A 14,195-nucleotide genomic window follows, 5' to 3' on the forward strand; every position below is an offset into this window, starting at 1 on the left:
CGAAATGAAAAGAAAGGCGTTTTCCGCATCCCTGCTGCTACTTGCGCTCACCTTGGTGCTGGCTGCTTGCGGGGGGAAGAATGGAGCCGGCTCGGGCGGGGCGAATACCTCGGCCGGAACGGGAAGTGAAGGGGGCCAAAGCGCCGGCGGAGACAAGGTGACGATCAAAATGATGCACCTCTGGCCGGATGGCAGCAATTCCGCACAAAACAAGCTGGTCAAGCAGATTATCGGCGAATACGAACAGGCGAATCCGAATGTCAAAATCGAAACCGAAGTGCTGGAAAATGAACAGTACAAAAATAAAATCAAGGTGCTGTCCGCTTCGAACAGTCTGCCGGACGTCGGTTTTACCTGGGCCGCCGGATTTCTGGAGCCCTACGTGAAAGGCAAGATGTTCGCACCGTTGGACGATCTGCTGCAGGGCGAACTGAAGGATAAATTCGTGGCCGGAACGACCGAGGCTTACGCTATGGACGGCAAAACGTATGCGCTTCCCGTAGAGCTGAACATCGTGCCGGTCTACTACAACAAAGAGATTTTTGCGAAATACAAGCTCCAGCCGCCGCAAACCTATGAGGAATTCAAAAACATTATCAAAACGCTGAACGACAACAAAGTGACGCCGATCGCCCTCGGTTCGAAGGACGCGTGGACCGGATCGTTCTGGTACATGTATCTGGCCGACCGGATCGGCGGACCGGATGTGCAGGATCAGGCCGTGGCCAGCGGCAGCTTCAGCGATCCAAGCTTGTTGGAAGCCGCCAAGGAGGCTCAGGCTCTGGTTAAAGGCAACGCGTTCGTCAAGGGCTTTAACGGATTGTCGAACGACGAAGCGAAGTCCGAATTTATGAATGAAAAAGCCGCCATGTACGCGATGGGGACGTGGGAAGTGCCCAACTATACGACGAACCCGGATATCCCGCAGGAGTTCAAGGACAAGATCGGATTCTTCAAGTTCCCGACGATTGAAGGCGGCAAAGGGGACGCCAACGATTGGGTCGGGGGCGTCGGGGTCGGATTGTTCGTCTCCGAGAACTCCAAGGTGAAGGAGGACGCCGAGAAGTTCGTCAGCTTCTTCGTGCAGCGGTGGGGCGAACTGTCCGTGACCGATGCGGGCATTATTCCCGGAACAAAGGTCGACACCTCGAACGTCGAGCTGCCGCAGATGTTTATGGATGTCCTGAACGAGCTCAACAATGCCAAAAAAGTCATTCTCTACCTCGATGTGCAGATGAAGCCGGTGGCCTCCGAGGAGCATCACAATCTGATTCAGGCGCTGCTCGGCAACGCCATTACACCGGAGGAGTTCGTCAAAAAACAGGAAGAGGTCTTGAAGGCCGGCAAATAACCCGGCCGCTTAGCGAGAAAAGACGAAGGACCGGGCGATTTCCCGGTCCGGTTCTTTTCTCCGGCGGCAGGCAAGGGAGCGAGGAGGACAATCCGTTATGGATAAAGTGATGTCGAACCGAACAATCATCGCCCTGTACGTGCTTCCGTCCCTGTTGCTGATCCTGGCTATCATCTACATCCCCATTGTGCTCACCGGGTACTATGGGCTGATGCAGTGGGACGGGGTCAGCGGCATGACGTTTATCGGGCTGGAGAATTACGCGGTCCTTCTGAAGGACGGCGCGTTCTGGAGCAGTGTTTCCCATTCGCTGCTGTTTGCGGTCCTGTCCACGGTCAGTTTGGCGGTATATCTGCTGATTTCGCTGATCCTGGCCGGACGAATCAAAGGGGCCGGGCTGCTGCGAAAAATTTATTTGATCCCCATGCTGCTGTCCTCGGTGGCGATCGCCCAGCTTTGGCTGAAGATTTATCATCCGACCAACGGCATGTTGAATACGTTTTTGGACTCGCTCGGCGTGGAGAACACTCCGGCCTGGCTTTCCGAACCCAAACTGGTGCTGTGGGCGTTGTTCGTTCCGATTTTGTGGCAGTATGCGGGATTTTACATTCTGATCTATTACGCCGCCCTGAAGAATATCCCCGCTTCCCTTGAGGAGGCGGCCCGGATCGATGGAGCAAGCCCGTGGCAAATCGCCCTGAAGGTCAAGCTGCCGCTGATCACGGAGGTGATCAAGGTCACGGTGGTCCTGGCGGTGGTCGGGTCTCTAAAGTACTTCGACCTGATCTATGTCATGACCGACGGCGGTCCCAACGGTGCCAGCGAGGTGATGGCCTCTTACATGTATCATAAGGCGTTCCGGGGATTCGATTTCGGTTACGGAAGCGCGATCGGCTTTTTCCTGCTGGTGATCTGCATGGTGGCGACCTGGGGGATTCGCAGGCTGACGGCCACCAAAGACACGATCCAATATTCCTAAGCGAGGAGGGAATCCCCATGAAGACAGCTACCCCAGCCATCCCGGCATCGGCAACGATCCCGGGGCCGCGGTCCGCCGGATCCAAGTTCGGTTACGCGGTCTTGTATCTGGTCCTTTACGGAGCGGCGGTCGTTCAGATGATCCCGCTCGTCTGGCTGCTCTTTTTTTCCTTAAAAAACAACCAGGAGGTATTCAATCTCCCGCCGCTGGCCCTGCCCCGGGAACCCAAGTGGGAAAATTACCAGACGGTCTGGTCGCAGGGCAACATCGGCCGTTATTTTATAAACAGTATCGGAATTACGGTGGTCTCGGTGATCCTGACGATTTTACTGGCGAGTTTCGTGACTTACGCCATTACGAGAATGCGCTGGAAGCTGCGGTCGGCGGTTCTGGGCTTGTTCATGATCGGCTTGATGATCCCGGTCCATTCCACGCTGATTCCGCTGTTCAGTCTGTTTCAAAAAACCGGATTGACGGATACGCACCTAAGCATTGTCCTTTCCTATACAGCGTTTAATCTTCCGATTACGATCATGATTCTGCTCGGTTTCTACTACGCCTTGCCGAGGGAGGTGGAAGAGGCGGCCGTGATGGACGGGTGCGGCGTCAATATTATGTTTTTCCGCATTGTGCTGCCGATGACGGTCTCGGTCATTGTTACCGCAGCCATCATTAATATGATCTACAATTGGAATGAGTTCATCTTTGTCAATACCTTTATCGGTTCCGATCCGCTCAAGACCTTGACCGTCGGCGTGCAGAACTTCGTCGGCCAGTACACTACGGACTGGGGAGCGATCGGGGCGACGTTGATGATCAGCATTCTTCCGATTCTGATCGTATTCCTGGTGCTCAGCAACAAGATTGTGGAAGGGATTGCCGCTGGATCCGTTAAAGGCTGAAATCCTGCTGTTTCACGACGGTTATGAAAACCGCTCCCAGACGGTAGAGGCCGTCCGGATTTTGGTGTCCGAACTTCGCGCTCAAGGATATGACCTGGTGACGGTCAGCGAGCTGCTGAATTCGCAACAAGAATAGATTTCGTGCAGGGCCGGTACCGGGGAATTTTGCGGTACCGGTTTTTTCTGTCCACTAGCGTCGCTGCCACACTGTTACATTACTTAAGGCGTCGCATAAGTCTCGAATGGGGAAGCGCCATGTAGGTTTCATGCAACGTTAGTGCGGAGTGTCTACTTTGAATGAACATCGACAGACGGTTTTCTTAGGGGATTGAACCTAATTATCGGGAATTCATCCCGTTAATTGGGGGCCATTCGGCAGCAGGGGCGAATTAACTGGAAAATCTCCCGATAATTCGTCCGAGATCGTGCGTTTTGGTGGTTATGCCGCAAAATAGCTGGAGTTTTTCCAGCTAAATCGGATCCACGGGCCAAAAGCAGCCGTATTAACGGGAGGTTTTCCCGTTAGTGCACCCGGAGGACGAAATATTCGCTTTTTCGCTTTAGATTATTCTGTTCATTTATTTGATTATCATATTATAATCACTTTAGACAGCAGGAGAAGACAGGGGTGAGTGCGTTGATTATGGAGGGGATCTATAATTACTACATTGTTGCGCTATCGTGCTTGATAGCCGTATTAGCATCGTACTCCGCATTAAGCATCTCGGCGCGGATTTCCCGCGCGAGCGGGGGAGTCCGGTTCTTTTGGACGCTGGCGGGCTCGTTCGTGATGGGAACAGGGATTTGGGCAACCCATTTTGTAGGAATGCAGGCGGTCCATCTGGGCATGGAGGTCAGGTATGATTGGTGGCTGACGACCTTCTCGATGGGCGTAAGCATGATTTCCTCGTGGGTTGCTTTTTACATAACATTACCTAAGAAAGTCGGCCGGAAAACATTGATCCTCGGCAGCGGTGTGATGGGCGGCGGGATCGTGCTGATGCATTACATCGGGATGGAAGCGATGATCATGCCGGCCCGACTGAGTTACGATCCCGTATACGTGATTTTGTCCGCCGGAATTGCCGTAGGGGCTTCTTACATGGCGTTGATCTTGTTTCTCCGCTTCCGCAATAAGCCGGGGGGAAGCGGGTTAAAGTGGGCGTCCGCCCTGGCCATGGGGGTTGCGGTGTGCGGGATGCACTATACGGGTATGAAGGCGGCCCGTTTCCTGGGGGATCCCGGGATGAGGATGACAAACGAACACGTTGTGGACCTCGTTTTGCTGTATGGGGTAACCGTGGTGATTCTCATCATCCTGTCCGTTTCCTGGACGGCGATTTTCCTGGACCGCTTCGTTCTTGAAAGCATGGCTTACCGCGACACCATTACCGGCTTGCCGAACCGTAACGAAATGAACCGCTTCTTGCATACGGTATCGGACCGGGACAGCCTGGGCGTCTTGTTCCTGGATCTCGATCAGTTCAAGTCGATCAATGACACGCTCGGGCATTCCGTAGGAGATCTTTTGATCGGCCATGTGGGGCGCAGGCTGCTCCGGTTCGCGGGCGAAGGCCGGGAGGTGTTCCGGATCGGCGGGGATGAATTTTTGTTCATCGTCTCCCCCTGTGGGGAGGACCGGGCCAGACGGCTGGCGGAGCAAATTTTGCAGTGCGTCAAACAGGTTTATTTTATTCAAGGAAATGAATTATACATAACCGCAAGTATTGGAATCTGTCTCCGTTCTTCGCCTATGGCGGACGGCTCCACCCTGCTCAAATCGGCGGATACGGCCATGTACCGGGCGAAATCGGCGGGGAAGAACAGGTACTGTTTCTATAGCAAGGAGATGGAGCTTCAGGAGATCCGGAGGATGGAACTCGAGAAGGATTTGAAAAAAGCGCTCGACAACCGCGAGTTCTACCTCGTGTACCAGCCGAAGTGGAGCGTCAAGGAGAATCGGCTGGTCGGCTGGGAAGCTTTAATCCGGTGGAATCATCCCCGTTTGGGGATGGTATCCCCGGGGGAGTTTATCCCGATTGCGGAGGAGACGGGGCTGATCGTTCCGATGACGCGCTGGTCTTTGAAGCAGGCCTGCCGCCAGTGCGGTGCCTGGCTGTCCCGCGGCGTCCGCCAACCGGTCTCGGTCAATTTGTCGGTCGGGATGTTCTGGACGGGGAGCTTGCACAGCATCATCAGCGGCGTGCTTTATGAAACCGGGTTGGACCCCCGTCTCCTGGAGCTCGAAATTACTGAATCCATGGTGCTGCACGACGTTCAAGAGATTATCCGGCAGATTGAGCGGCTGCGCGACATGGGCGTCCGAATCTCCATGGACGACTTCGGCAGCGGGTATTCATCAATCGGTCTGCTCGATCGAATTCCGCTCGATACACTGAAACTCGACCGCCTGTTTACCAATGATCTGGAAATGCCGGCGAAACGGGCGATCATCAGCGCCATCATCCAGATGGCCAGCAATCTTCATCTGGATGTGATTGCCGAGGGGGTGGAGACCGGGGAGCAGGTTTCGTTTTTAACGGAGCTCGGCTGCCATGTGATGCAGGGATATTACTACGGCAAACCGATGCGGGTAGAGCAAATTGACGAATGGCTGCTCCGGAAGGGGGGCTTGCCATCATCATGAACACACCAGTCCTATTTAAACGGAAGTCAAGTTCAGCTACCGTAGTTCAACTTTTCAAGTGAGGGTGGTCCGCCATTACAGACAAGTCGATTCAACAGCCCGAAACCCGCAGCCTGCACCGAAAAATCCTTCAGTCTTACTGGGCTGTATTTTTCTTGTCCCTGCTCGCGGAATTTGTTGTCCTCTATTTAAAGCTCCGGGTCGAGCCGGAACAGGCCGATATTTTTCTCGTTGATTCCATGGTTATTCCTTCGTTGATTCAGCTCGTCGTGCTGGGCGTGAATGAGGCGGCTTTTCGTTACGGCAAAGAATGGCCGCTGCTCATTATCGCCAGCGGGACTTGTATCGCCTGCGCTTTGTTCATCGCCAATAAAACGGTGCACCTGCAGTATATCTTCCTCTTATCCCTGCTGGTTTCGATGTATTACTTCAATATCAGGCGGCTCTACCTCGCTTTTGCCCTGAATATGATCGCTTTCGGTACGGTCTATGCGCTATACCGCGAAATTCGCGATAGTATGGTCACATACGAGCTGCTTGCTTTTTTTGCCCTGATGATAGGGATGCTGTACATTGCGCGGGGGATTATTGCACGTGGGGAACAACTTCTTGGTGAACATACGCGTGTCTTGCGGTCCGAGCAGGAGCTATTCGTCAAAAACGTGCTGATGGACCGGATGGTAAAAATCGACGCTTTAACCGATTTGTATAACCACAAAACGCTGTATGAATACCTCGATCAACTGATCGAGCAAAGCAATAACTGCGGGATGCCGATGCAACTGGCGGTAATCGATATCGATGACTTTAAAGCGGTTAACGATACGTTCGGTCACGCCGTTGGAGACGTGATCCTCGCCCGCGTGGCCGACGAACTGAAAGCCGCTTTTTCCTCGAATGAAATCATCGCGCGATACGGAGGCGAAGAGTTCGTGGTGATCTTTACGGGGAAAACGATCGCGGAAGCTTACGCGGAAACCGAGCATGCCCGGGAGAACATCTGGCGGCTCACCCATGCGGAAATGAACGGGCGGCAAATTTCCGTGAGCATCGGGCTGGCCGAATACCGGGCGGGGGACTCGCGGACAGCTTTGTTCGAAGAGGCGGATTCCTTTTTGTACAAGGCTAAAAGAGCGGGAAAAAACCGGACCGTCCTCCATGCTCCCGAAGAGAGCGCTTAAAGCGGGCGGACGTCCGGTCTTATAGGGGTAAATTTCTTATCCGACGGGCGGCCATTCCTCTCCGCCGGTCAAGTATTTTTCCGTAAGGATCTTCAGCAGTTGAATGCCGACTTCGTTATGCCCGCCTTCGGGGATGATGAGGTCGGCGTATTTTTTGGACGGCTCGATAAACGCCTCGTGCATCGGCTTCACCGTGGCCAGGTACTGTTGGTAAATCGAATGAATGGAGCGGCCCCGTTCCTCCATATCCCGCAAAACGCGGCGCAGCAGACGGACGTCGGCATCCGTGTCCACAAACACTTTGATGTCGAGCAGCTTCCGCAACGGTTCGTCATAGAGCACGAACAGGCCCTCGACGATGGCGATCCGGTTGGGCTGAAGCAGCACGGTTTCCGAAGTGGAGCGGGTATAGTCGGTAAAATTGTATACCGGCGCATAGGCGGGCAGGCCTTTTTTCAGCAGTTGCAGATGCTCGATCAGCAATTCGTTGTCAAAAGCGAAAGGGTGATCGTAGTTGGTCAGCAGCCGTTCCTCCATCGTCAGGTCCGCCTGGTCTTTATAATAATTATCCTGGGATATGAAAGTGACTTTGTCCGAGCCGAGCTGCTCGATGACAGAGCGGGCCACCGTGGTTTTTCCCGAGCCGGTGCCGCCGGCGATTCCGATAATCAGCATGCGATCTTGTTAACCTCCTAGGCAATTTCCCGTTAAACATTCCGTTATTGTAGCACAGTGGACGTTTTTTTTCATCTTCCGACAGACGGTGGTTTATTGAAGCTCGCCTATCGATTAACGTTTATCGGGCTTGGCTTTGCCTTTGGACTTTCGCTATACTTAATGAGGTACATATAAGAGAGGAGACTAGAAAGAATGAGAATCAAGAAATGGACAGCCTCGCTATTATCCTTGTTCATGTCCTTTGCCGTACTCGTCCCGGCCGCTTCCGCTGCACCAAAACCGGTGTCGGTTCAAGTGGACGGAAAATGGGTCCAGTTCGGCGAACATGCGCCGGTCATTGACAAGGGGGCGACCCTGGTTCCGGCGGAAGAACTTTTTAAAGCGCTGAACCTGAAGGTGGAACAAAAGGACCAGAGCGTATCGGGCTCGAAAATGGTGGATGGCGTCACTTACCTCCCCGTCCGTTCGTTCGGGGAAGTCTCCGGCTATGATGTGCACTGGAGCGCGTCGGCGCGAGCCGTCTATATATGGTCCAAACCATCGGCGGCGGCCAGCGGACGCGGCTTCCTGTGGGAAGTGGAGAACGCCGGAAATAAAGTATACCTGCTGGGATCGATGCATATCGCGGATGATAGCTTCTATCCGCTCGATCCGTCGATCGAAGACGCTTTTGCGGAAGCCGATTATCTCGGCGTAGAGGTCGACGTGACCAAGTCCTCCGACCCGGACACGCAGAAGTTGGTGTTAAACCTGGGCATGTATCAGGACGGAACAACCTTAAAGGATCATATTTCCGAAACGACTTATGCGAAATTGGCTAAATTTTTGACCGAGAACGGGATGCAACCGGATGCGTTCGAACCTTTTAAGCCATGGGTGATCGAAACGTCACTGCAGAATGTGCAGGCCAGCAAAAGTGGATATCAAGGACAAATCGGCATCGATTATTACTTCACCTCGAAAGCGGCGGAACGCAAAATCCCTGTTATTGAACTCGAATCTTATGAATCGCAGTTGGGGATGTTCAACGGTTTCTCCCAAGCACTGCAGGAAGCCAATCTGCTGACGGCGATTAACAACTTCCACACGGTAGACGAGAGTGTGAACAACATGGCCGATATGTGGAAAACCGGCGATGATCAGGCTCTGCTGGAGATTGTCGATTCCATGAAAATCAACGACGAATATTACAAAGCGATGCTCGTGGACCGCAACATCAAAATGACGGAGAAAATCGACGGTTATTTGAAAGGGAAGGACTCTTCCACTTATATGATCGTCGTGGGAGCGGCGCATATGCTCGGCGAAAAGGGGATCGTAACCCTTCTGCAAGAAAAAGGCTACACCGTTACGCGGAAATAACCCGGAAGAACCCTTTGCCTCGGTGACGAGGAGGGGTTCTTTTTTGTTCAAGGACTGCCTGGGATAGGCGACCGTTAGAATGGGTTAGAGGAGTTAAGAATTATCAGTAGAGCCGCCTGACAACTGCTCTTTCAGCGGGGTGTTAATCTTGACCTCGGAAAAAATAATGTTGGTGGAGGGAGAGGTGAACGAGGCGATGCGGTCAACAAACTCTTCAATCTCCGCCAAATCCTTGGCGTACAGGTGCACGAAAAAACAGGCCTTTCCTGCGGTCCGCCAGCAGCCAAGAACACGGGGATGCTCCTGGACAAGCTGCCGTAATCGCCCGTAATCCCCGTTCCGCACGGTGATTTCCATGATACATTCCAGTCCGAAGCCCAGCCGCTTCCGGTTCAGTCGGATCGTGTATCCCTCGATAATTCCTTCGCTTTCCAGACGGCGTACTCTTTCGGTGACCGACGGCGGGGAGAGATTTACCTTTTTGGAGAGCTCCCGCATGGATAGCCGGGCATCTTCAGCCAATTCATGCAGGATGGCGATGTCGATGTCGTCGATATGGTCAATTTTCATATGAAACCTCTTTCCTTGTAAACTTGTTTTAAACGATTTGATAATCTGTTTTTTTGATTTCAATTATAATTCACCTACCCTCATTTGGTATATATAATCAAACCAAAACCAAAGGGGGTATTTTTTATGCCAAGAATTGCTTATTCGGACCGGGGAGACACGCCGTTTCAAAAGCTATTGGGGCATCATGAAGCGATTTTGTCGCAGTGGGCCAGACTCGAGGAGACATTCTATTCCGAGGGGACTCTGGATCAGAATTTGAAAGAGCAGGTCCGCCGCACGCTGGCGTTCGGCAACGGCTGCGAGTACTGCCAGGCCAAGGGCCGGGCGGACGCCAGCCAGGAGGACATGCGCACCAGCCTTGCGGTCGGATTTGCGGAGCTGTTTCTTAAGGATCGCAAGGCCATAGGGGAAGCGAGCTTTGACATTCTCCGGGAGCTGTTCACCGAGCGGGAAATCGCCGAGCTTTGCGCGTATATCTGCTTCACCACGGGCTCCCAGTTGTTCGGAGCGATGATGGATTTGAAGCCGGAATAATCGGAGGATTCAGTCGTATAAGTAGTTTGGCCCAAAAGGGCGGCGGGGGGAGTGAGGGAAGTATTAACGGGAAAACCTCCCGTTAATTCGGAGCTGCACCGCCCGCAGCTCACAATTAGCTGGAAAACCTCCAGCTAATCTACGGAAGAAGCCTCGTTCGCCCTTTTTGGGCGGAATTAGCGGGAGAATTTCCAGCTAAGTTGTGCCATTGAGCGTAAAGAGCAAAATTAACGGGAGAAATTCCCGTTAATGATGATGACTTGAACGCCCGGCTAATTATCCTAAATGTTAACACTTTCACCAACCCAACCCGATAAATGAAAGGACAAGAAGCTCAATAACAATTTTTGGATGGTGAAAGGAAGCATGAAGAAGCAGCAGCGGAGGATGGATTGGGTGAAGTGGCTTGCCGGCATCATGATGTTCGTTTTGATCACGGCATGCCATTCGGGAGAGAGCGGCAACGCGCAGCCTGTGAAAGAGAAAGAGCCGGGCCTTGCCTTGCTGCGCGAGCCGGTCAAAACGGTCGGGAGCAAGGACGGGACGGTTCAAATTTCCGTTCCGAAGTCTTGGTGGCCGGATGAAGAGGACCATACCTACGGAAGTACCCGTCTTGTACTTCACGGCAATCAAACAAATCTAACTCCTGTAACTTTAAGCATTATGCAGGAGCTTCTCGCGGATGCTAGCGAAGGAATGAATCTCGAAGTATGGGAGAAGGAGCTGGATAAAGAGTATGAGAGTGTTGATGTACAAGACGTCCAAACCGTAGAAATCGATGGAGTTTCGGCAAAAGAGAGATATATCATGCGAGTACATAATAACGTAACGGATTATGCTATGCAGGCATTTTTAGAAAAGGAAGGGGCATTTTACTTAATAGAGATCGCCGGCCTGGGGGCGTCTTCTTCACCAAAAGAGGAGCTCCGGAAACTGATGTCGACGTTTAAAGTGTTGAAACCCGCGGAGAAGGAGCAATTTATAGAATATCAGAGTGAAACGGTCGTTAATAATGATCAATCCATGCAAATCAAGGTCCCTTTGAAATGGAACAAGATGAGGACCCAGTATGATCAAGTCGCCGAGTTTATACTGCACGACGACCGGAATGCCCAATTAATAGTTACTAGGGTGTTCGAGTCGAAAATGACGGAAGGGAAAGAACCCGAGGCGATTGTAAATGAGAGGTTCGATTCTCTTCAACTAGTGGGACACGGCGAGAAGACCGGCTGGAGAAATCTTACCATTGACGGTCGGCCGGCGTACCAGTTGGAAGGGAGATCGGAGTTGGAGGGGGAGAAGCGAGGAGTACTGATAACAGGGCTAAAAAAAGGGAACGCTTATTATTTTCTAACGGTTACGTGTCCCCCCGATGATTTTGTTTCACACAAAAGGGAGTATAAACGTATTGTGGATTCCTTCAAAGTGCTGAAAGAGGTAGAAGAACCAAACCTTTCACTTGGCTTCATTAAGGAAAAAACCAAGGTATTCAAAAATAAACGTGCTTCAATGAAGATCGAGCTTACCGAGAAATGGAAAGAATTTAAGCTGTTTAATGATGGTGAGATTGAGGTGCGCCACGATGGTAGCGATAACACCCTTTTTACGGCATATGCCGAAGACGCCACTGGACTCGAATCCGTGACAATGGAAGATGCTTACCAACTCTATATCGAAAGTTTAGCGCTGGAAAATCCCAGTTGGACCAAGCCCGAACCGATCAAAATCAAAGGTAATGAAGCGATCTACTTTAAAGGAACCGGAATCTTCAATGGGAGAAAGGCGATGGTAATCATGGCGCTTACCCGCTCTTCACGTCAATTTACCCAAATGATGTTTACAGGGGAGCAGGATTTTATGGAAGCTAACGAGGATTGGTTTAAAAAAGCTCTGACTACATATACGGAAACTCTGGACTAACCGTGAAATCTTCCCCAATCGGTTACGCAGGGATGGCGCTCAGCCATCCCTTTTGTTGCGCCAGGCCATTTGCAAAACGGGCGGAAATGAAATGCTGTACAGCCAGCTTACGATCCGGGTGGAAACCCACTGGCAGAGCAGCGCCTGGATCACGATCTGCCAGTTGATCACAACCGCCGTAAGGAGGAAGATAAAGCCGTTCATCCAGAATAGGGCCTTGCCGGGGTCGATGTGTTTCTGTTTGGAAAGGGCGAGTGCGACAAACCCGATCCCGCCGTTAGATACCCTTTGCTTCAGCAGAAGCGTAATGCCGAGACCAAGAATGACGGAGCCGGTCAGGAGGTCGAGCCAGATGTTCGTAAAGGGGCTGTGAAAGTAAACCTCAAAGAAATTGACGGATACCGCGGTCGTCGTAATCACGCCGATCGTGCCCACCGCACTGATTTTGCCCAGGTATTGAATCGATGTGATCAGGAAGAGAAAGTTCATCAGCCACAACCCGATACTCATTGGCAACTGAAACCAATAATTCAGCAGCACCGCGAGACCGGCGGCCCCGCCGGAGGGAATGGCGTGCGGAAATAAAAAGACGGCCATGGCAAACCCCTGAATCATGGAGCCCGCAAAGATCATGGAGCCTTTTTGGAGAGAACGGCGAACAAGATAGGCTTTGGTTCTGCGTGTTAATAAATTCACAAGAGACCATCCTTTATTCGAGATGAAGGCTTTTGTTCAGGGCCAGTCCTAAAAGTCTACTTGTCACAAGTGTATGCCGGCCGAAAAGCGAACATGCCTTCACAAAAGATGATTCCCGGGAAAACCGCTTATAGCAGAGGGTAAATTTCTTCCCAAACGGCGTCCAAGATCCCCTGCATCTTATCCTCCTGGCTGTTGATGGCGATTACGGCATCCCGTTCGGGCAGCACGATGCAGAATTGTCCGTACATGCCGTCGGCCCTGTAGGCCCCATGGGTGCAGCGCCAAAACTGATAGCCGTACCCGATCCCCCAGTCTCCGCCGTCTTCGGGCGTGGCGACCTGCTTGCTTGTCGCCAGTTCGATCCAGGCGGAGGAGACCAACTGCCGGCCTTTCCATTCCCCGCGGCGCAGCAAAAACTCCCCGAACCGGCTCAATTCTTCGGTGGTCAAATACAGTCCGGTGCAGCCGAGCGTCCGGCCGAGCGGGCAGGTATCCCACCGCACCCCTTCGATTCCCAAAGGCTCGAACAGGCGGGGGACGAGATAATCTTTGACCGTCTGCCCGGTGACGGCTTCCAGCATGGCCGAGATCATATAAGTATCCCCGCTGCTATAGGTGAACAATTCCCCGGGCGGACGATCGAGAGGCTGCGACAAATAATGTTTCACCCAGTCCGGTTCCTCCAAAACGGCTCTCTCCTCATAGGTTAGAGGAGGCGTGTCATGACCGCTGGACATGCGAAGCAGGTCAATCAACCGGATGCGGGCGGGATTCAGGGACTCGGAGGTGCAAGCCCGATCCGAACCGGCTTCGGGAAAAATGTCCCCTACACGTGTATCCAAATCCACCAGCCCTTCCTGAAGGGCCAGGCCGGCAGCCATACTGGTAAACGATTTGCTGACGGAGTGCTGCAAACGCCGAATGTCTTCGGCGCCCGCAAAGTTTACCGCGCCCGCCGGCTCGCCCCGCTGCAACACGCGGACGGTAAAAATGCGAAGTCCTTTTTGCTCAACTTTAGCCTGGAACGGGGACAGATTCAGCGCCATCTCATTTCCTCCTCGAAAGCAAATTCCATCCCTTGTAACAATAGGGAAAAATCATAGGGAAACGTTTCCTTATATTTTTGTGGTTAATTCTACATTGATCGTAAGGGAGTGCTGTAAAAATGTCAATAACACGAGCGACTGCGAGGTGACCTGCCCGAAAAATGTGCACTTCAACTTTGTAAGCGCATTATAATAAGGTATTCACTTTAAAAATTGATTATTGACAACCTCAAAAGGTTGGATGCATAATGTTATCGATCGAAGGATTATTCCTTCGCGGGTCGCTCACACCACGAACGGGAAACGTTTCCCGAAAATAATGA

At 52.3% G+C, this 14,195-nt stretch carries 12 protein-coding genes and 1 pseudogene; 9 read left to right on the forward strand and 4 right to left on the reverse strand.

From position 1 onward, the window contains the following. Nucleotides 1–4 precede the first annotated feature (4 nt). From V4U84_RS18310 to V4U84_RS18335, 6 genes and pseudogenes are all read left to right on the forward strand, one after another. Nucleotides 5–1,351: an extracellular solute-binding protein gene (locus V4U84_RS18310; RefSeq protein WP_334074260.1), complete on the forward strand. Its 1,347-nt coding sequence runs from the start codon at nucleotides 5–7 to the stop codon at nucleotides 1,349–1,351. Between the two features lie 97 nt (nucleotides 1,352–1,448). Beyond that, on the forward strand, nucleotides 1,449–2,330 hold the full coding sequence (locus V4U84_RS18315; protein ID WP_334074261.1) for a carbohydrate ABC transporter permease: 882 nt from the start codon (nucleotides 1,449–1,451) through the stop codon (nucleotides 2,328–2,330). 17 nt (nucleotides 2,331–2,347) lie between these two features. Next, nucleotides 2,348–3,232, forward strand: a complete 885-nt coding sequence (locus tag V4U84_RS18320; RefSeq protein ID WP_334074262.1) for a carbohydrate ABC transporter permease — start codon at nucleotides 2,348–2,350, stop codon at nucleotides 3,230–3,232. Between the two features lies 1 nt (nucleotide 3,233). Beyond that, nucleotides 3,234–3,368 (forward strand): annotated as a pseudogene (locus V4U84_RS18325) (polysaccharide deacetylase family protein); the annotation flags it as partial. 492 nt (nucleotides 3,369–3,860) lie between these two features. Next, nucleotides 3,861–5,879, forward strand: a complete 2,019-nt coding sequence (locus tag V4U84_RS18330; protein WP_334074263.1) for a putative bifunctional diguanylate cyclase/phosphodiesterase — start codon at nucleotides 3,861–3,863, stop codon at nucleotides 5,877–5,879. Nucleotides 5,880–6,034: 155 nt separating this feature from the next. Then, complete coding sequence (locus V4U84_RS18335) at nucleotides 6,035–7,060, forward strand: GGDEF domain-containing protein (protein ID WP_334074264.1); 1,026 nt, start codon at nucleotides 6,035–6,037, stop codon at nucleotides 7,058–7,060. Nucleotides 7,061–7,096: 36 nt separating this feature from the next. On the opposite strand, the gene udk is transcribed toward V4U84_RS18335, so the two are convergent. Next, nucleotides 7,097–7,735, reverse strand: a complete 639-nt coding sequence (gene udk, locus V4U84_RS18340) for a uridine kinase (protein WP_334074265.1) — start codon at nucleotides 7,733–7,735, stop codon at nucleotides 7,097–7,099. Between the two features lie 195 nt (nucleotides 7,736–7,930). On the opposite strand from udk, the gene V4U84_RS18345 reads away from it, so the two are divergent. After that, nucleotides 7,931–9,100, forward strand: coding sequence for a TraB/GumN family protein (locus tag V4U84_RS18345; protein ID WP_334077659.1), 1,170 nt, complete (start codon nucleotides 7,931–7,933; stop codon nucleotides 9,098–9,100). Nucleotides 9,101–9,193: 93 nt separating this feature from the next. Here the strand turns inward: V4U84_RS18345 and V4U84_RS18350 are convergent, their stop codons facing one another. Further along, nucleotides 9,194–9,670 (reverse strand): Lrp/AsnC family transcriptional regulator, encoded by a 477-nt coding sequence (locus tag V4U84_RS18350; protein ID WP_334077660.1) that lies wholly within the window; start codon nucleotides 9,668–9,670, stop codon nucleotides 9,194–9,196. A 126-nt stretch (nucleotides 9,671–9,796) separates the two neighbouring features. Between V4U84_RS18350 and V4U84_RS18355 the strand changes: the two genes are divergently transcribed. After that, nucleotides 9,797–10,207 (forward strand): carboxymuconolactone decarboxylase family protein, encoded by a 411-nt coding sequence (locus tag V4U84_RS18355; RefSeq protein WP_334074268.1) that lies wholly within the window; start codon nucleotides 9,797–9,799, stop codon nucleotides 10,205–10,207. Nucleotides 10,208–10,681: 474 nt separating this feature from the next. Further along, nucleotides 10,682–12,127, forward strand: coding sequence for a PsbP-related protein (locus tag V4U84_RS18360; RefSeq protein ID WP_334074269.1), 1,446 nt, complete (start codon nucleotides 10,682–10,684; stop codon nucleotides 12,125–12,127). A gap of 39 nt (nucleotides 12,128–12,166) precedes the next feature. On the opposite strand, the gene V4U84_RS18365 is transcribed toward V4U84_RS18360, so the two are convergent. Then, nucleotides 12,167–12,823: a YitT family protein gene (locus V4U84_RS18365; protein ID WP_334074270.1), complete on the reverse strand. Its 657-nt coding sequence runs from the start codon at nucleotides 12,821–12,823 to the stop codon at nucleotides 12,167–12,169. Nucleotides 12,824–12,951: 128 nt separating this feature from the next. After that, entirely contained in the window at nucleotides 12,952–13,872 is a 921-nt protein-coding gene (locus tag V4U84_RS18370; RefSeq protein WP_334074271.1) for a serine hydrolase domain-containing protein, read from the reverse strand. Nucleotides 13,873–14,195: the final 323 nt, after the last annotated feature.

The sequence above is a fragment of the Paenibacillus sanfengchensis genome, from assembly GCF_036864765.1.
Taxonomy (GTDB): Bacteria; Bacillota; Bacilli; order Paenibacillales; family Paenibacillaceae; genus Fontibacillus; species Fontibacillus sanfengchensis.